The 17,521-nt window shown below is 73.0% G+C and carries 14 protein-coding genes and 2 tRNA genes; 10 read left to right on the forward strand and 6 right to left on the reverse strand.

The window, feature by feature from the left end:
• Positions 1–212 precede the first annotated feature (212 nt).
• A tRNA-Leu gene (locus NHG27_RS14210) sits at positions 213–297 on the reverse strand.
• 87 nt (positions 298–384) lie between these two features.
• Positions 385–469: transfer RNA gene (locus NHG27_RS14215), tRNA-Leu, on the reverse strand.
• A 214-nt stretch (positions 470–683) separates the two neighbouring features.
• Here NHG27_RS14215 and NHG27_RS14220 point away from each other — a divergent pair.
• The 7 genes from NHG27_RS14220 to NHG27_RS14250 all read left to right on the forward strand — a co-directional run bounded on the left by NHG27_RS14220 (position 684) and on the right by NHG27_RS14250 (position 10,894).
• Positions 684–1,976, forward strand: a complete 1,293-nt coding sequence (locus NHG27_RS14220; protein WP_497016723.1) for an AI-2E family transporter — start codon at positions 684–686, stop codon at positions 1,974–1,976.
• A 97-nt stretch (positions 1,977–2,073) separates the two neighbouring features.
• Positions 2,074–3,282, forward strand: a complete 1,209-nt coding sequence (locus NHG27_RS14225) for an RtcB family protein (protein WP_497016724.1) — start codon at positions 2,074–2,076, stop codon at positions 3,280–3,282.
• Between the two features lie 227 nt (positions 3,283–3,509).
• Positions 3,510–4,625, forward strand: a complete 1,116-nt coding sequence (ald, locus tag NHG27_RS14230) for an alanine dehydrogenase (protein WP_193721021.1) — start codon at positions 3,510–3,512, stop codon at positions 4,623–4,625.
• A 55-nt stretch (positions 4,626–4,680) separates the two neighbouring features.
• Positions 4,681–5,322, forward strand: coding sequence for a GNAT family N-acetyltransferase (locus tag NHG27_RS14235; protein ID WP_497016725.1), 642 nt, complete (start codon positions 4,681–4,683; stop codon positions 5,320–5,322).
• A gap of 103 nt (positions 5,323–5,425) precedes the next feature.
• Complete coding sequence (locus NHG27_RS14240; protein WP_497016726.1) at positions 5,426–7,513, forward strand: M3 family metallopeptidase; 2,088 nt, start codon at positions 5,426–5,428, stop codon at positions 7,511–7,513.
• A 209-nt stretch (positions 7,514–7,722) separates the two neighbouring features.
• On the forward strand, positions 7,723–9,453 hold the full coding sequence (locus NHG27_RS14245; protein WP_497016727.1) for a multicopper oxidase family protein: 1,731 nt from the start codon (positions 7,723–7,725) through the stop codon (positions 9,451–9,453).
• Between the two features lie 94 nt (positions 9,454–9,547).
• A complete protein-coding gene (locus NHG27_RS14250; RefSeq protein ID WP_497016728.1) occupies positions 9,548–10,894 on the forward strand; it encodes a M20/M25/M40 family metallo-hydrolase in 1,347 nt (448 codons plus the stop codon).
• A gap of 75 nt (positions 10,895–10,969) precedes the next feature.
• Here NHG27_RS14250 and NHG27_RS14255 read toward each other — a convergent pair whose 3' ends face one another.
• A complete protein-coding gene (locus NHG27_RS14255; protein ID WP_193721026.1) occupies positions 10,970–11,200 on the reverse strand; it encodes a DUF5703 family protein in 231 nt (76 codons plus the stop codon).
• 111 nt (positions 11,201–11,311) lie between these two features.
• Here NHG27_RS14255 and NHG27_RS14260 point away from each other — a divergent pair, with 111 nt between their 5' ends.
• Entirely contained in the window at positions 11,312–11,659 is a 348-nt protein-coding gene (locus NHG27_RS14260) for a primosomal protein (protein ID WP_193721027.1), read from the forward strand.
• A 29-nt stretch (positions 11,660–11,688) separates the two neighbouring features.
• On the opposite strand, the gene NHG27_RS14265 is transcribed toward NHG27_RS14260, so the two are convergent.
• Positions 11,689–12,660 carry an aldo/keto reductase gene (locus tag NHG27_RS14265; RefSeq protein WP_193721028.1) on the reverse strand — a complete coding sequence of 324 codons (972 nt, stop codon included), beginning with the start codon at positions 12,658–12,660 and terminating at the stop codon, positions 11,689–11,691.
• Positions 12,661–12,806: 146 nt separating this feature from the next.
• Between NHG27_RS14265 and NHG27_RS14270 the strand changes: the two genes are divergently transcribed.
• Entirely contained in the window at positions 12,807–13,667 is an 861-nt protein-coding gene (locus tag NHG27_RS14270; RefSeq protein ID WP_193721029.1) for an undecaprenyl-diphosphate phosphatase, read from the forward strand.
• A 28-nt stretch (positions 13,668–13,695) separates the two neighbouring features.
• On the opposite strand, the gene NHG27_RS14275 is transcribed toward NHG27_RS14270, so the two are convergent.
• Complete coding sequence (locus NHG27_RS14275; RefSeq protein ID WP_193721030.1) at positions 13,696–14,793, reverse strand: CorA family divalent cation transporter; 1,098 nt, start codon at positions 14,791–14,793, stop codon at positions 13,696–13,698.
• 140 nt (positions 14,794–14,933) lie between these two features.
• Between NHG27_RS14275 and mshC the strand changes: the two genes are divergently transcribed.
• Positions 14,934–16,208, forward strand: coding sequence for a cysteine--1-D-myo-inosityl 2-amino-2-deoxy-alpha-D-glucopyranoside ligase (mshC, locus tag NHG27_RS14280; protein ID WP_497016729.1), 1,275 nt, complete (start codon positions 14,934–14,936; stop codon positions 16,206–16,208).
• 330 nt (positions 16,209–16,538) lie between these two features.
• On the opposite strand, the gene NHG27_RS14285 is transcribed toward mshC, so the two are convergent.
• Entirely contained in the window at positions 16,539–17,447 is a 909-nt protein-coding gene (locus tag NHG27_RS14285) for a PAC2 family protein (protein ID WP_193721244.1), read from the reverse strand.
• Positions 17,448–17,521: the final 74 nt, after the last annotated feature.

Consider the following 17,521-nt stretch of genomic DNA (forward strand, 5'->3'; position numbering starts at 1 on the left):
ATCGAGCACTACAACACCCACCGTCGCCACCAAGCCCTCGACGGCCAACCCCCGATCAGCAGGCTGTAACCAACCTCCTGGCCGGGTACACCTAGTCGGTCACGCCGACGCGGGGAGCGGACGGAGCGGGTGGAGTGGTCGGCACGCGGACACGACGACGGAGCGGACCGAGATGTTCCTCGGTCCGCTCCGCGGTTCGCTGTCTCAACGAGTGTCCGGAGGGGGACTTGAACCCCCACGCCCGATAAAGGGCACTAGCACCTCAAGCTAGCGCGTCTGCCATTCCGCCACCCGGACGGGTGTTCCGGTGTCGCCACCGGGTGTCGCACAACGAAGCGGACCGAGGTTTCCCTGGTCCGCTCCGCGGTTCGCTGTCTCAACGAGTGTCCGGAGGGGGACTTGAACCCCCACGCCCGATAAAGGGCACTAGCACCTCAAGCTAGCGCGTCTGCCATTCCGCCACCCGGACAGGTGTCAGGTCCCGGCGTTCCCGCCGGGGGCCTTGCGGGGAAAAACATAACACGTTTCGGGCGCCGAGCGTGCATCCGGCCCGTGGTGCAGACTGGGGAGCGTCCCCGGACCTCGGGCACCGGTCGGTGCAGGTCAGGGGTGGTTTCACGTTCGGACCGACACTGGATGGGGTGCTCGTGACTGAGGACAGGGACGCGCGGCCGGAGGATGCCATGACGGCGAGCCCAGGGATCCCGAGCGAGCGACCGACGGCCTCGATGAAGCACCTGGCCGGGCTGAGTCCCGCCGCCAAGAAGGTCGCGGGCGCACGGAGGAACCCGTCGGTCGTGGGCGTCGACGAGTCGGTGCCCGCCTGGTTGCGCACGAGCGCGGGCTGGTCGTGGCGGATCCTGCTGCTGGTCGCGGCGGTCGGGCTGATCTTCTACGCGACCGCGCAGGTGCAGATCGTGTTCATCGCGGTCTTCCTGGCGCTGGTCATCACCTCGGTGCTGCGGCCGGTGACCGACTGGTACGCGAAGATCATGCCGCGTGCTCTCGCGACCGCGTTGGCGATCCTCTCGGCGTTCCTGGTGCTGGGCGGCCTGCTGACCTACGTCATCACGTCGGTCGCGGGCCAGTGGGACAGCCTCGCGGGCCAGTTCAACAGCGGCATCGAGAAGATCTTCGACTTCCTCGAGAACGGTCCGCTGCCCGTGACGATCACCTCGGCCGACATCGAGACCTGGATCGAGAACGCGCGCACGTGGATCGCGGAGCACGGCGGGGACATCGCGAGCCAGGCCGCAGCCAGCGCCGGCTCGGTGTTCGAGGGCTTCGCCGTCCTCGCCCTCGCCATCTTCTGCACGATCTTCTTCCTGGCGCGCGGCAAGGACATGTGGACCTGGTTCCTCAACCAGCTCCCGTCCCGCTCGCGGGAGACGTGGATCGCGGCCGGCGGGGCGGGCTGGTACACGTTCTCGGGCTACGCCCGCGGCACGGTCATCATCGCTCTGGCCGACGGCATCCTCGCGGCGATCGTCCTGGTGATCCTGGGCGTCCCCCTCGCGGCGCCGCTCGCGGTCCTCGTGTTCATCGGCGCGTTCATCCCGCTCATCGGTGCCCCGGCCGCGATGGTCGTCGCGATGGTCGTGGCGCTCGCCGCGAACGGCGTCGTGAACGCTGCGCTCGTCGGGATCTTCATCGCCCTCATCGGCCAGTTCGAGGGGCACATCCTGCAGCCGCTCGTGATGGGCAAGCAGGTCTCGCTGCACCCCGTGGTGGTCGCGCTCGCGGTCACGGCCGGGACGTTCATCGCGGGCATCCTCGGGGCCGTGGTGTCGGTCCCGCTGGTCGCGGTCGCGTGGGCCGTGTTCAGCAAGCTGAGGCGCAAGGACCCGCCCATGGAGGAGGACATCCCGACGGCCAAGGAGATCGCGCTGTCCGGGCGCGGCCGTTCCTCGAACGGCGGCGCGAGCGGGGGCTCGGGCGGCCGGGGGAGCGACAGCGAGGCGACCGCCGAGGCCTAGACCAGCCGGACCAGGGGACGGCCTCGCCCGTCGCCGCGGCACGACGCTGCCGAATAAACCTCGCCGCGGACCGCAGCGGCCTGCCACAGTTCTCGCCATGACCACGAGCACCCGGGCGACCGTGAAGACCACGCCGACTCGCCTGACCAAGACCCTCTGGAGCTGGGCCTCGATCCTCGACGACGGCGCCCGCGAGCAGGCCGAGCGCACCTCGACCATGCCGTTCGTCTACCCGCACCTCGCTCTCATGCCCGACGCGCACCTGGGGCTGGGCGCGACCGTCGGCTCGGTGATCCCGACGCTGCGCTCGATCATCCCCGCCGCGGTCGGCGTCGACATCGGGTGCGGCATGGTCGCGGTCCGGACCCGGTACACGGCCGGCGACGTCGCCGGGCCCGCGCTGCGCGACCTGCGGATCGCGATCGAGCAGGCCGTGCCGACGAGCGCCGGCTCCTACAACCAGCGCCTGACCGACACGGCGGCGGCCCGTGTGGCCGAGCTCGAGGCGCTCGCGGAGGAGGCGGGCTTCGATCCCGCGCGGTACGCGGGGAACTGGCGTCTGCAGCTCGGGTCGCTGGGGTCCGGGAACCACTTCATCGAGGTCAGCCTCGACGAGGAGGACCGGGTCTGGTTCTTCCTGCACTCCGGGTCGCGCGGGGTCGGCAACAAGATCGCGCAGCACCACATCGCGGTCGCGCGCGAGCTCATGGCCCGGTACTGGATCGACCTGCCGGACAAGGACCTCGCGTACCTCGTCGAGGGCACCGACGAGTTCTGGGCGTACATCCGCGAGCTGCGGTGGGCCCAGCACTTCGCGCTCCTCAACCGCGAGGAGATGATGGACCGCGTCGTGGCCGCGTTCGACGCCTGGTCGGGGCTCGCGCCGGTCGAGGAGGCCGAGCGCATCAACTGCCACCACAACTTCACCGAGCGCGAGCACCACTTCCACCAGGACGTGTGGGTCTCGCGCAAGGGTGCGATCCGTGCCCGCGAGGGGGACCCGGGGCTCATCCCGGGGTCCATGGGCACGGCGTCGTACGTGGTCGTGGGCACGGGGAACCCGCTCGCGCTCGACTCGGCGCCGCACGGCGCGGGGCGGGAGTACTCGCGCAGCAAGGCGCGCAAGACCTTCACGCACGAGCAGCTGCGCGAGGCCATGGCGGGCATCGAGTACCGCGACACCGACGCGTTCGTCGACGAGATCCCGGCGGCCTACAAGCCGATCGACCGGGTCATGCAGGACGCGGCGGACCTCGTCGAGGTGCGGCACACGCTGCGGCAGATCGTCAACGTCAAGGGCGACTGACCGGTCGTCGAGGCGTGCCGAGAGCAGGGTCGAGGTCGTCGTGGCCCGGGGACGGCCTCGACCTCGTTCTCGGCGCCACGACCCGGCCCGACGGCGCAGCGCGCCTTCCCGCGGCGGTGCGCTCCGCCGTCGGGCAGCACGGGCGGGCGCGGTCCCGGCGGTCGCGCCCCGGGCGGCGCGGTGCTCTCGACGCGCGGGATCCGCGCGCACGCGACACGCTGGGCGGCATGAGGATCGGGATACCCGCCGAGGTCAAGAACAACGAGTACCGCGTCGCGCTCACCCCGGCGGGCGCGCACCACCTGGTCGCTGCCGGGCACGAGGTGCTCGTCGAGGCGGGCGCGGGGGCGGGGTCGGCGATCTCCGACGAGGACTTCGCGTTCGCGGGCGCGCACGTCCTGGACACCGCCGAGGAGGTCTGGGGTCGGGCCGAGCTGGTGTGCAAGGTCAAGGAACCCGTCCCGAGCGAGTACCCGCTGCTGCGCGACGACCTGCTGCTCTTCGCCTACCTGCACCTCGCCGCGGACCCCCGCGGCACGGCCGCGCTGCTCGACGCCGGGACCACCGCGGTCGCCTACGAGACCGCGCAGGCGCCCGACGGGTCGCTCCCGCTGCTCGCGCCCATGAGCGAGGTGGCCGGGCGCATGGCGACCCAGGTCGGGGCGTACCACCTGATGCGCCCCGCGGGCGGTTCGGGCGTGCTGCTCGGAGGGGTGCCCGGCAGCAGGCCGGGGCGTGTCGTGATCCTCGGCGGCGGGACCGCCGGGCGCCATGCGGCCGAGATCGCGGTCGGCATGCGGGCCGAGGTCACGATCCTCGACCTGTCGCTGCCCGTGCTGCGCGGGCTCGACCGCGAATTCGCGGGCCACGTGCGGACCGTCGCGTCGAGCGCGTACGCGATCGAGCAGGAGGTGCTCGCGGCCGACCTGGTGATCGGTGCGGTCCTCGTCGCGGGCGCCCGGGCCCCGCGCCTGGTCACCAGCGACCTGGTGTCCGGCATGAAGCGGGGGTCGGTGCTCGTGGACGTGGCGGTCGACCAGGGTGGCTGCTTCGAGGACACCCGGCCCACGACGCACGACGACCCCACCTTCACCGTCCACGGGTCGACGTTCTACTGCGTCGCGAACATGCCCGGTGCGGTGCCCGTGACCAGCACGCACGCCCTGACGAGCGCGACGCTGCCCTACCTCGCGCTCCTCGCGGACGGCGGTGCTCGCGCGCTGGCGGACGTGCCGCTGCTGCGCAACGGGCTGTCGACCGTGACGGGGACGCTCGTCAACGAGCAGGTCGGGGTTGCGCTCGGGCTGCCCTGGACCCGTGCCGAGGACGTGCTGCGGGAGTAGGGCCGGTCGCCGGAATGCTCTGGGGCTCGGCCCCGAGGAGTGGCATCCTGTCCGGATGGAGCCTTTCGTCCTCGCCAACGAGCACGTCCGTCTCGCGATGCCCACCGCCGCGGACGTCGATCGCATCACCGAGCTCTGCCAGGGGCAGGACGTCGCGGACTGGACCACGGTCCCCAGCCCGTACTCGCGGGCGGACGCGGCGTCGTTCATCGAGGAGATCGTGCCCGAGGCCTGGCGGACGGGCCGCGGGAACACGTGGGCGATCCGTCGACCCCAGGACCCGGAGGGGCCCGTGCTCGGCATGATCGGTCTCACGAGCGACCAGGCACCGACCACGGACGCGTCGGCCGAGATCGGGTACTGGCTCGCTCCCGAGGCGCGGGGCGAAGGCCTCATGTCGGAGGCCGCGCGCCTCGCGGTCGACTGGGCGTTCGACCCCGAGGGGCTGGGGCTGAGCCGCATCGTGTGGACCGCGTACACGGGCAACTGGGCGTCCCGCCGGGTCGCGTGGCGCCTCGGGTTCCGTGTCGAGGGGACGGTGCGCGGCCACGGGATCCAGCGGGGTCGGCGCCGCGACGCGTGGATCGGCACGCTCCTGGCGGACGACCCGCGCGAGCCCGTGGAACCGTGGCCGTCGGCCGAGGCGGGGGAGCGGGTGGGCTCCGGGGCGCACCCCGGGGCCTCGCCGCACGGGTGACGGCCGAGCGCGTGGCCGTCACGGGGCGGTGCGGGCGTCCCGGCGGGTGCCGCGCCGGGAATGATGTCGTGAGCAGGCCGTGCGCCGGGTGAGGATAGGACGCATGACGAGCACTCTCGACCCGGCCAACCCGTTCGCCGCGGCGTCCACCCTCCCGTACCAGCTCCCCGACTTCACGACGATCCGCGAGGAGCACTACCTCCCTGCCCTCCGCGCCGGCATGGAGGCCGAGCGCGCGGAGATCGAGGCGATCGTCACCGACCCCGAGGCACCCACGGTCGCCAACACGCTCGAGGCCCTCGAGTCCGCCGGGCAGCTCCTGACGCGTGCGGTCACGGCCTTCTACAACGTCGCGAGCTCCGACTCGACGCCCGGCCTCGAGGAGATCGAGGAGACCGTCGCCCCCGAGCTCTCGGCCCACCACGACGCGATCTACATGGACGCGCGCCTGTACGCGCGGGTCCGCGCCCTCCAGGAGGCGGTCGACGCGGGCGAGCTCACGCTCGACGCCGACACGGCCTGGCTCCTGCACACCCTGCTCGTCGACTTCCGCCGCTCGGGCATCGAGCTCGACGCCGCGGACCAGGAGCGCCTGCGCGAGCTCAACGGGAAGCTGACCTCGCTCGAGGCCGCGTTCGGCCGCAAGCTGCTCGCGGGGGCCAACGCCGCGAGCGTCCTCGTCGACGACGCCGCCGAGCTCGACGGCCTGCCCGAGGACGCGATCGCGGCCGCTGCGGCCGCGGCCGCGACGCGCGGGCACGAGGGCAGGTACCTGCTCGAGATGCAGCTCCCGACGCAGCAGGGCGTCATCGCGTCCCTGGCCCGCCGCGACACGCGTGAGCGTGTCCAGCAGGCGTCCATGACGCGCGGCGCGACGGGCGACGACAACGACACGCGCCAGATCGTGATCGACCTCGCGCGGCTGCGTGCCGAGCACGCCCGGCTCCTCGGGTACGACCACCACGCGGCCTACATCGCCGAGGACGCGACGGCCAAGACGACCGACGCCGTCAACGCGATGCTCTCGCGCCTGGCCCCGGCGGCCGTCGCGAACGCCCGCCGTGAGGCCGGCGACCTCGAGGTCGCGCTCGCCCGTGAGGCCGGTCGGCACGCCGAGCTGCGCGCGTCCGACTGGGCGTACCTCGCCGAGCAGGTCCGCAAGGAGCGCTACTCGCTCGACGACGCCGCGCTGCGCCCCTACCTGGAGCTCGACCGCGTCGTGACCGACGGCGTGTTCAAGGCCGCGAACCTGCTCTACGGGATCTCGTTCGCCGAGCGCACCGACCTCGTGGGCTACCACCCCGACGTCCGGGTGTTCGAGGTCTTCGACGGACCGGTCGGCGAGCCCGACCAGGGCCTCGGGCTGTTCCTCGCCGACTTCTACACGCGCGAGTCCAAGCGTGGCGGGGCGTGGATGAACAACCTGGTCGACCAGAACCACCTGCTGGACCAGCCGCCCGTGGTCGTGAACAACCTCAACATCGTCAAGCCTCCGGCGGGCGAGCCCACGCTCCTCGTGTGGGACGAGGTCATCACGCTCTTCCACGAGTTCGGCCACGCCCTGCACGGGCTGTTCTCCGACGTGCGCTACCCGTCGCAGTCGGGTACCGAGGTGCCGCGCGACTTCGTCGAGTACCCCTCGCAGGTCAACGAGATGTGGGCCTGGGAGCCCACGATCCTCACGTCCTACGCGGTCCACCACGTCACGGGCGAGCCCATGCCGGCCGCGTGGGTCGACACCATGCTCGCCTCGCGCCTGTTCAACGAGGGCTTCGGGACGACCGAGTACCTCGCGGCCGCGCTGCTCGACCAGGCCTGGCACCAGCTCGCCCCCGAGCAGGTGCCCACGAGCGTCGACGAGGTCCTGCCGTTCGAGGCCGCGGCTCTCGAGGCGGCCGGCGTCGCGTTCGCGCCCGTGCCGCCTCGCTACCGCACGACGTACTTCAACCACGTGTTCGGTGGCGGGTACTCGGCCGGTTACTACTCCTACATCTGGTCGGAGGTCCTCGACGCGGACACCGTGACCTGGTTCGAGGAGAACGGCGGCCTGAACCGGGCCAACGGCGACGCGTTCCGCAAGAAGCTGCTCGCGCGCGGCGGCTCGGTCGACCCCATGGTCGCGTTCGCCGACCTGCGGGGCCGCGCCCCGGAGATCGCGCCGCTGCTGACGCGTCGCGGTCTCGACGCGTAGTCGTCCCCGCGGCGCCGAGGCGGACCCGTACGGGTCCGCCTCGGCGCCCCGCCGTCCGGGCCGGTCCAGGGTCGGGTCAGGGCGCGGGTGGGGGACACCCCCGATGCGCCCGACGGCGCGCCCTCCCTAGCCTGGAGACGAGCCACCCCGGTGGTTCGCCGAGCGCGGAGCCGTCCGCACCGACCTGACCTGGGAGCCGCGCGACCGACATGACCACCCTGCCCGACGACGACGCCGCCGTCCCCGAGCCCCCCGCGGAGGGCGACGGGCCTTCCCGGCCCGAGCCTCGCCGTCGGCGTCGCCGGGTCGTCGTCCTCACGGCGCTCGCGGTGCTCGTGGTCGGCGGGCTCCTCGCCGGTGCTGCGGTGGCCTTCTCGCGCGGGGTGACGTCCACAGCCGGCGAGGTCGAGTTCACGCGCCCGCTCGCGATCCCGCCTCTCGCGTCCTCGACCGTCCAGGACGGGGTCCGGGTCTTCACGCTCGACATGCAGGAGGGGGAGACGGACCTGGGGCAGGGCGGCCTCACGCCCACGCTCGGGGTCAACGGCTCGTTCCTCGGCCCGACGCTGCGCGCGACGCGCGGCGAGCAGGTCCGCATCGACGTGACGAACTCGATGAGCGAGACGAGCACGCTGCACTGGCACGGCATGAAGCTCCCCGCGGTCATGGACGGCGGCCCGCACCAGCAGGTCGAGCCCGGGCGGACGTGGTCCCCGACCTGGACGGTCGCCCAGCCCGCGGCCACGCTCTGGTACCACCCGCACCTGCACGGCCGCACGGCGGACCACGTGTACCGCGGCCTGGCCGGTCTCTTCGTGCTGGACGAGCCCGCCGGGTCGCCCGAGGCCGCGGTCCAGGACGCGCTGCCGCACGAGTACGGCGTCGACGACGTCCCGCTCGTGGTCCAGGACAAGAAGTTCCACGCCGACGGCCGCCTCGACGACGCCGACCCGTTCCTGTCGAGCACGGGCGTGCGGGGGTCCGTGGTCCTCGTGAACGGCACCGCCGACCCCTACCTCGACGTCACGACCGAGCGTGTCCGCCTGCGGGTGCTGAACGGCTCCAACGCGCGGATCTACAGCTTCGGGTTCGACGACGGCCGCGACTTCCAGGTGGTCGGCTCGGACGGCGGTCTCCTCGAGGCGCCCGTCACGACCGACCGCCTCCGGCTCACCCCCGGAGACCGGGCCGAGGTCGTGGTCGAGGTGGAGCCCGGCGAACGGACCGTGCTGCGCAGCTTCCCGCAGGAGCTGGGCGTGAACCCCTTCACGGCCCGGTTCTCGGGCGGGGACGACACCCTCGACGTCCTCGAGCTGCGGGCCGCTCCCACGCTGGAGCCGTCGGCCCCCGTCCCGACCACGCTCGCCGGCATCCCCTCCGCGGACGAGGGGGCGGCGACCACGACGCGCCGCTTCGAGCTGTCGGGCACCTCGATCAACGGGCAGGACATGGACCTGCGCAGGATCGACGAGGTCGTCGACGCCGGCGCGACCGAGGTCTGGGAGGTCACGAGCCTCGACGACTCGCCGCACAACTTCCACGTCCACGACGCCCAGTTCCAGGTGCTCGACGTCGCGGGCGAACCGCCACCCCTCGATCTCCGCGGCTGGCAGGACACCGTCTACGTGCGGCCGGGCAAGGTCACCCGGCTCCTGGTCACGTTCGGCACGACACCCGACGCCGAGCACCCCTACATGTTCCACTGCCACCTGCTCCGCCACGAGGACCAGGGGATGATGGGCCAGTTCGTGGTCGTCGACCCGTCGGCAGCCCCCGGTACGGCGGGGCGCCCCGCCCCGGGCGACCTGCTGCCGGGGGTGAGCGGCGGCGTCGGGCAGGAGGGCGGGCACGGGGACACGCACGCCGACGACGCGCCGCGCGGCGGGACCGGCCCTCGGCTCCCCGCCCAGGGGCACGCCACGGCCCGAGGGCACGGCTGAGGTCCGACCACACGCCCCGGTGAGTGCCCGACCGCAGGGCGAGACACCCCGCAGACGCTTCGAGGGCGGCGAACCCAGCGGGTACCGTGTGGCCATGACGACCCGTGCCCACCCCGCGAACCCGCCCCAGACCCACCCGACCGCCGAGCAGGAGGTCGCGCGCATCTGCCAGGACCTGCTCCGCATCGACACGTCGAACTTCGGGGACGGCTCCGGCCCGGGGGAGCGCGCCGCCGCCGAGTACGTCATGGCCTCGCTCCACGAGGTCGGCCTGAGCCCCGAGCTCTTCGAGTCCGCGCCCGGCCGCGCAAGCGTCGTCGTCCGGCTGCCGGGGCAGGACCCCACGCGGCCCGCGCTCGTCCTGCACGGTCACCTCGACGTCGTGCCCGCGCAGGCCTCGGACTGGTCCGTGGACCCGTTCGCGGGCGAGGAGAAGGACGGGCTGCTGTGGGGGCGCGGCGCCGTCGACATGAAGGACATGGACGCGATGATCCTCGCGGTCGTGCGGCAGATGGTCCGCGAGGGGCGCAAGCCCGCGCGGGACGTCGTCGTGGCGTTCTTCGCCGACGAGGAGGCGGGCGGCACGTACGGCGCGAGCTGGGCCGTCGACCACCGCCCCGAGATCTTCGAGGGAGCGACCGAGGCGATCAGCGAGGTCGGCGGCTTCTCGGTCGACATCGACGGCAGGCGGGCCTACCTGCTCCAGACCGCGGAGAAGGGCATCGCCTGGCTGAGGCTCGTCGCCGACGGCCGCGCCGGGCACGGCTCGCAGGTCAACACCGACAACGCCGTGACCCACCTCGCGGCCGCGGTCGCGCGCATCGGCGCCTACCAGTGGCCCTACACCGTGACCCCGACCGTCGACGCGCTCCTGCGCGGCGTCGCCGACCTCACCGGGCTGCCCTACGACCCGCACGACGAGACCGGCATCGACGCGCTCGTCGCGGCCCTCGGCCCGGCCGCGAAGTTCGTCGGCGCGACCGTGCGTCACACGTCCAACCCGACCCAGCTCGGCGCGGGCTACAAGGCCAACGTCATCCCCGGACGCGCCGAGGCCGCGATCGACGTGCGCCTGCTGCCGGGGCACGAGGACGAGGGCTTCGCGGTCATCGAGGGACTCGTGGGCGAGCACGTGCGCATCGAGCCCATCCACCGCGACATCTCGCTCGAGGTGCCCTTCGAGGGCGACCTGGTCGACGCCATGGTCGCGTCGCTGCACGCCGAGGACCCGGGGGCCACGGTCCTGCCCTACACGCTCTCGGGCGGCACCGACAACAAGTCGCTCGCGCGGCTCGGCATCACGGGCTACGGGTTCGCGCCGCTCCAGCTCCCCGCGGACCTCGACTTCTCGGGGATGTTCCACGGCGTCGACGAGCGCGTGCCCGTCGAGTCCCTGCGGTTCGGCGTGCGCGTCCTGGACCGCCTGCTGCGGACCTGCTGAGACACCCGACCCCCGACCCCGACCCCGCCCACGTGCGGGGGCGGGGGCGGGGGCCGGTCGGGCGGCCCTGCCGCCTCAGAGCGTCGAGCGCACCCGCATGATCTTGCGGCGCAGCCACACCCGGCGCTCGCCGCCCACGTACAGCCGGGTGCGCTCGAGCTCCCAGCGTCCGTACTCGGCCTCGTCCGTCAGGAGACGGACGGCGTCGTGGCGGCTCACGGACCTGTCGATCGTGAGCACGCGGTACTCGTACTGGCTCCCGGGCTCGGTGCGGCCCGCCCGCTGCGGGGGAGGAGTGCTTGCCATGCGTCACCGTCCTCGAGTCGTCCTGGGCCCGGCGAGCCGTGAGCCGTACCTCACTCTGCCGCGCCGGGATTCCGAGTGCCATTGTGCCTCGCGCAGGGCTACCGTCAGGGTATGACCGCTGACCCGCGTGCCGCCCTCGACCGATTCATCGCTGCCCTGGAGGCCCACTACAACGCCGTCGCGGCACGGCGCGGCGAGGACGACCCGGCGGTCGACGACGCCTACTACGTCCTGGCCGACGCCTACGAGGTGTACGACGAGGCGCTCGCGCAGGTCCACGGCGAGGCGACGCCGTTCTACCTCGCGGAGGACGACGACGATGACGACGACAACGATGACGACGACAACGATGACGACGACGACCGCGACGAGTCGGACGAGGACGACGACGAGCGTGACGACGAGGAGTCCGACGAGGAGTTCGACGAGGTCGACCTGCACGACGGCGCCAGCCGCTGAGCGCCCCCGCGCGTCCCTGACGCGGCGTCCTACCAGCGTTCGGGGTAGCCGAACGAGAGCGCGCTGACGTCGTCGAGCGCGTGGTGGACGGCGTCGGGCAGCTCGAGGTCGCTCGCCGCGAGCGAGGCCCGCAGCTGGGACGGCGTGCGCGCGCCGACGATCGCGCTCGACACGGCGGGCCGCTGCAGGAGCCAGGCGAGGGCCACGTCGAGCGGAGCACGCCCCAGGCCGTTCGCGGCCGTCACGACCGCCTCCACGATGCCCGACGACGGACCGTCCAGGTACGGCTGGACGAACCCCGCGAGGTGCGAGGACGCCCCGCGGGAGTCGGCCGGGAGCCCCCCGCGGTACTTGCCCGTGAGCACCCCACGGCCCAGGGGCGACCAGGCCAGGACGCCGAACCCCATCTCGGTCGCGGCAGGCACGACCTCGCGCTCGACGCCGCGCTGCAGCAGCGAGTACTCGAGCTCTACCGCCGCGAGCCCGACGTCGCCGCGCCCGTCGAGCGTCGCCGCCGCGCGCGCAGCGGCCCACCCGGGGTGGTTGGAGAGGCCCACGTACCGGGCGCGACCGGTCGTCACGGCCAGGCGCAGCGCGGAGAGCGTCTCGTCGAAGGGCGTGCGCGGGTCCGGGGTGTGCACCAGGAACAGGTCGACGTGGTCGGTGCCGAGGCGCGCGAGCGAGGCGTCGAGCGAGTCGAGGAGCGCGCCGCGCGACGCGTCGACCGTGTTGCCGTCCGCGGTCGTGCGGATGCCGGCCTTGGTGCACAGCAGCACCTCGCTGCGGTGGACCTTCCCGGCGCTCAGGAGCGAGCCGATCATCGACTCGCTCGCTCCGCCGCCGTACGACGCCGCGGTGTCGACGAGGTTGCCGCCGGCGTCGACGAAGTCGCGGAGCTGCTCGGCCGCGTCGATCTCGTCGGTGTCCCGTCCCCACGCCATGGTCCCGAGGGCCAGGGGAGAGACGCGAAGGCCGGTCCGGCCGAGCTGACGAAGTTCCATGCGCGGCAGGCTACCGGCGAAGAGGGCGTCATGCCCGGAGACGAGCCGCCGTGAGAGGGTGAGGTCCGTCGCTGCGCGACGCGGCGTCCCGGTGCCCCGGCCTGTCCGACGGGGCCGCGACCCGCTCCGCCGGTAGGGTGCGGTGCGTGAACGCGTGGGAAGCCGCACTCCTCGGCCTCGTCCAGGGCCTGACCGAGTTCCTGCCTGTCTCCTCGAGCGCGCACCTGCGCATCGTGGGAGAGCTCATCGGCTCGTCGGACCCGGGGGCCGCGTTCACGGCGATCACCCAGATCGGCACCGAGACGGCGGTCCTGCTGTACTTCCGCAGGGACATCGCGACCATCTGCCGTGCCTGGTGGCGTGCCCTGCGGGGGGCCAACGGGACGGACTGGCGGGCCCGGCTGGGCAGGGGGGACCACCACGCGGCCATGGCCTGGTTCATCGTGCTGGGCTCGATCCCCATCGTGGTCCTCGGGCTGCTCTTCCAGGACGCGATCGAGGTGTCGCTGCGCAACCTGTACATCACGGCGTTCATGCTCGCGGCGTTCGCCCTGCTGCTCGGGCTCGCGGACCGCGTCGGGGCCAAGAGGCGCACGCTCGACGAGCTGACCCCGCGCCAGGCGGTCGGGTTCGGCCTCGCACAGGCGCTGGCCCTGGTCCCCGGCGTCTCCCGGTCCGGCGGCACCATCACGGCGGGCCTGCTCATGGGCTTCACGCGCGAGGCCGCGGCACGCTACTCGTTCCTGCTGGCGATCCCCGCGGTCCTGGGCTCGGGCTTCTACCAGCTCGCGAAGTCGGTCGCGGCCGACCCGGTGCCGGGCTCGCCCGGGTTCGGCGCGACCCTGATCGCCACGCTCGTCGCGTTCGTGGTCGGGTACCTGGTGATCATCGTGTTCCTGAAGATCGTCTCGACGTTCAGCTACACGCCGTTCGTGGTCTACCGGCTCGTGCTCTCCGGGGTCGTGGTGCTGCTGCTCACGCTCGGGGTGCTGCAGCCCCTCGCATGAGGGGTCCCGGGCCGCAGCGGGGGACCGGCTACATCCACCCCGCCTTCTTGAACACCCGGTACAGCACGAAGCACCCGACGGCCATGACACCGAGCGCCAGGGGGTAGCCGAGCGTCCAGTGCAGCTCGGGCATGTGGTCGAAGTTCATGCCGTAGATGCCGCCGACGATCGTGGGGAACACGAGGATCGCGGCCCACGCGCTGATCTTGCGCATGTCCTCGTTCTGGCGCACGGAGACCTGTGACAGGTGCACCGAGAGCATGTCGGACAGCAGGTCGTCGTGCGCGTCGAGGTGCCGGTCGATCCGTTCGACGGTCGACACGAGACGGTCCATGAGCCTCTTGTCGAACGTGATGTGCGACCGGGCGCTGCCCGGCACGAGCTCGGGCAGCTCGGCCGTGATGGGCAGCAGCGCCCGCCGCGCCTCGGTGATCTCGCGCTTGAGGTCGTAGATCGGCAGGACCGGGTCCGAGTGCCGCCTGGGCTCGAACACGATCTTCTCGACCTCCGCGACCGCGTCCCCCAGGGCGAGCTCGACGTCCGTGGCGGTCGCCACGAGCGAGAACAGGGCCTCGCCCGCGACGTGCTGAGCACCGGTGCTGCGGCCGTGCGACGGGCCGGTGAGGTGCTCGCGCATCCGGTCGTGGACGCCTGCGGCCCCCTTCTCGACGGTCACCACGACCTCCGGTCCCACGAGGAGGCAGAAGCTGCCGGTGCTGACCTGCCGGTCCTGCTCGGAGAAGGCGACGGTCGGGGTCACGACGAGCAACCAGTCCATGCCGACGTGCTCGACGTGCGCCAGCGGGTGCCTGCCGTGGTGCACGGGCAGGTGGCCGTGCACCGTCTGGGCGCTCAGCCCCGCCCCCAGGGCGTCGGCGGCCGCCACGAAGTCGTCGAGCGTGCGGACCTCGTACCAGCGTGCCCGCGGTCTCGGTGCCGGGGGCCCGCCGGGGCTGCCGTCCGGTCCGCTGCCCGCCGAGGTGCCCCGCTCGACCGGCCGGACCCGCCCGTCGTCGCCCTCGACCCACAGCTCCTTGTAGTGCACGGGTTCGGCGCGGGGTGCGTCCGGTGCGGGCTCGTCGGGGGCGGGCGGGTGGTCGCCCGTGGGGCGTGTGGGTTCTGTCACCCCTGCATTCTTGCCCGACGGCGCAGGCGCGCCACCCAGGACCGGTGAGCTGCGCCGTCGGGCAGCGGGGGACACGGAGGGCCCTCGCTGCGGCGAGGACGCGCGCCGGCACCGCGCCGGTTCGCGGCTAAGGTTGTCGCGTGCACAGCTGGCCCATGCCTCAGATCCCGTCCCTGCCCGGCCGAGGACTCCCGATCCGGGTGCACGACAGCACCACGGGGGAGCTCGTCGTCGCCGCGGAGGGGAAGACCGCGACCATGTACGTGTGCGGGATCACCCCGTACGACGCGACCCACATCGGGCACGCCGCGACCTACGTCGCGTTCGACCTGCTCAACCGTGCCTGGCGCGACGCCGGGCACGAGGTCACCTACGCCTCGAACGTGACCGACGTCGACGACCCGCTGCTCGAGCGCGCGACCGCGACCGGCGTCGACTGGTGGGACCTCGCCGTCGAGCAGACGGCCCTGCTCGCCGAGGACATGACGGCCCTCGGCGTCGTGCCCCCCGACGTGTACCGCGGCGCGGTCGAGGCCATCCCCGACGTCGTCCAGGCCGTCGAGGCGCTCATCGAGGACGGCTTCGCGTACCGCGTGCCCGTCGAGCCCGGCGCGGGCGGCGACACCCCCGAGCTCGGCGACGTGTACGCCGACCTCAGCGCCGACGCGCGCTTCGGCGCCGTGTCCCGCCTCAGCCGCGAGGACATGCTGCGCCTGTTCGGCGAGCGCGGGGGAGACCCCGGGCGCGACGGCAAGAAGGACCCCCTCGACCCGCTCCTGTGGCGGCGCGAACGCCCGGGCGAACCCACCTGGGACGGCGCGAGCCTCGGCACCGGACGCCCCGGCTGGCACATCGAGTGCGCCGTCATCGCCCGTGACGGCCTGGGCCTGCCCTTCGACATCCAGGGCGGCGGAGCGGACCTCCTCTTCCCGCACCACGAGATGTCGACCTCGCACGACCGCCTCCTCGACCACGGGTTCGGCGCGCGCAACCACGTCCACGCGGGCCTCGTCGCGTACCAGGGCGAGAAGATGAGCAAGTCGCGCGGGAACCTCGTGTTCGTCTCCGCGCTGCGCGCCACCGGCGTCGACCCCATGGCCATTCGCCTGGCCCTCCTGGCGCACCACTACCGCTCCGTGTGGGAGTGGACCGACGCTGACCTCCCCGCCGCCGTCCAGCGCCTCGAGCGCTGGCGCTCGGCCGTCTCCGGGAACGGTGGGCCCGACGCCGACGCGACCCTCGCGGCCGTGCGCGCGGCGCTCGAGGACGACCTCGACGCCCCCACCGCGCTCGCGGCCGTCGACGCGTGGGCCGACGTCTCGCTCGCCGAGGGCCGTGACACCTCGGGCGACACCGAGGGCGCGCCCGGCGTGATCTCGCGCGCCGTCAACGCCCTGCTCGGGGTGCGGCTCTAGGCGTTCTGGCTCGTGACCTCGGTGACGCCCGGAGGGTGGTCACGATGCCGGGGCACGGTCCCGAGGGTGGTGCGTGGCCAACGGGACACGCGACGGCCTGGTCAGGGACGTCCGGTGACGATCCTGCCCTCGGTGAGCTCAAGGCGCTGAGGGTGCGGGATGCTGGCGAGCGCTTCTTCCAGCTGTGTCCAGACGCGGTGTCGCCGGCGGAACGATACGTCGTGGCGACCGACACGACCTCGCGGACCGCACCGAGGGCTCGACCCGCTCGCCGTACCCGACGACGGCCCGCACCCCCCGAGCCGGGGTGCGGGCCGTCGTCGGTGGAGGCTACGCGAGCGGGCCGCCCGTGCCGTCGTCGCGGCGCTTGAGGTAGCGCTCGAACTCGCGCGCGATGGCCTCGCCGCTCGCCTCGGGCAGCTCGGCAGTGTCCTTGGCCTCCTCGAGCTGGTGCACGTACTCCGCGATCTCCTCGTCCTCCGCGGCGAGCTCGTCGACGCCGTGCTGCCACGCCTCGGCCTCCTCGGGGAGGTCGCCCAGGGGGATCGGGTCCGACAGCAGCTCCTCGACCCGCGACAGGATCGCGATCGTCGCCTTGGGGGAGGGCGGGTTCGCGACGTAGTGCGGCACCGCGGCCCACAACGACACGGACTGCATGCCACGCTCGGCGGCGGCGTGCTGCAGGACGCCGACGATCCCCGTCGGCCCCTCGTACGCGTTCGGCTCGACGTCGAGCACGGCGCGCAGGCCCGCGCTCTCCGACGTGGCCGTCATGGGGATGGGCCGGGTGTGCGGGACGTCGGCCAGCAGCGCACCGAGCGTCACGACCGTGGTCACTCCCTCGCGCTCGGCGAGGTCGAGCAGCTCACGGCAGTAGCGGCGCCAGCGCATCGACGGCTCGATCCCGTGGACCAGCAGGACGCGGCGCCCGCTGCCCGGGACGGTCGCGGAGACGACGGTCGTCGCGGGCCACGTGATCTCGCGGCGCCCGTCCTCGTCGGTCCCGACGACGGGCCGGATGACCTGGAAGTCGTGATACTCCTCGGGGTCCAGCGTGGCAAGGTCCTGGGCGTCCCAGAGGTCGTGCAGGTGCAGGAGGGCGGCGGTCGCGGCGCCGCCCGCGTCGTTCCACCCCTCGAAGGCGGCGAGCATCACGGTCTCGCGGTGCTCGGCGGCTGCTTCCGGGAGAGTCGGCTCGGGCAGGTCGGCCGGGTCGAGCGGTTCCCTGGTCTCGTTCATCGTCCCAGCCTAGGACGCGGCGGGTCCGGCGGCTGACGCGGCGGGCCCGGCGCGTGCGCCACCGGTCACCGCAG

Source organism: Oerskovia sp. 140933 (assembly GCF_059651515.1).

Bases quoted from the DNA above. Each gene is read 5' to 3' on its own strand.
- NHG27_RS14220 (WP_497016723.1), top strand. From the start codon at position 684: ATGACGGCGAGCCCAGGGATCCCGAGCGAGCGACCGACGGCCTCGATG.
- NHG27_RS14225 (WP_497016724.1), top strand. From the start codon at position 2,074: ATGACCACGAGCACCCGGGCGACCGTGAAGACCACGCCGACTCGCCTG.
- ald (WP_193721021.1), top strand. From the start codon at position 3,510: ATGAGGATCGGGATACCCGCCGAGGTCAAGAACAACGAGTACCGCGTC.
- NHG27_RS14235 (WP_497016725.1), top strand. From the start codon at position 4,681: ATGGAGCCTTTCGTCCTCGCCAACGAGCACGTCCGTCTCGCGATGCCC.
- NHG27_RS14240 (WP_497016726.1), top strand. From the start codon at position 5,426: ATGACGAGCACTCTCGACCCGGCCAACCCGTTCGCCGCGGCGTCCACC.
- NHG27_RS14245 (WP_497016727.1), top strand. From the start codon at position 7,723: ATGACCACCCTGCCCGACGACGACGCCGCCGTCCCCGAGCCCCCCGCG.
- NHG27_RS14250 (WP_497016728.1), top strand. From the start codon at position 9,548: ATGACGACCCGTGCCCACCCCGCGAACCCGCCCCAGACCCACCCGACC.
- NHG27_RS14255 (WP_193721026.1), bottom strand. From the start codon at position 11,200: ATGGCAAGCACTCCTCCCCCGCAGCGGGCGGGCCGCACCGAGCCCGGG.
- NHG27_RS14260 (WP_193721027.1), top strand. From the start codon at position 11,312: ATGACCGCTGACCCGCGTGCCGCCCTCGACCGATTCATCGCTGCCCTG.
- NHG27_RS14265 (WP_193721028.1), bottom strand. From the start codon at position 12,660: ATGGAACTTCGTCAGCTCGGCCGGACCGGCCTTCGCGTCTCTCCCCTG.
- NHG27_RS14285 (WP_193721244.1), bottom strand. From the start codon at position 17,447: ATGAACGAGACCAGGGAACCGCTCGACCCGGCCGACCTGCCCGAGCCG.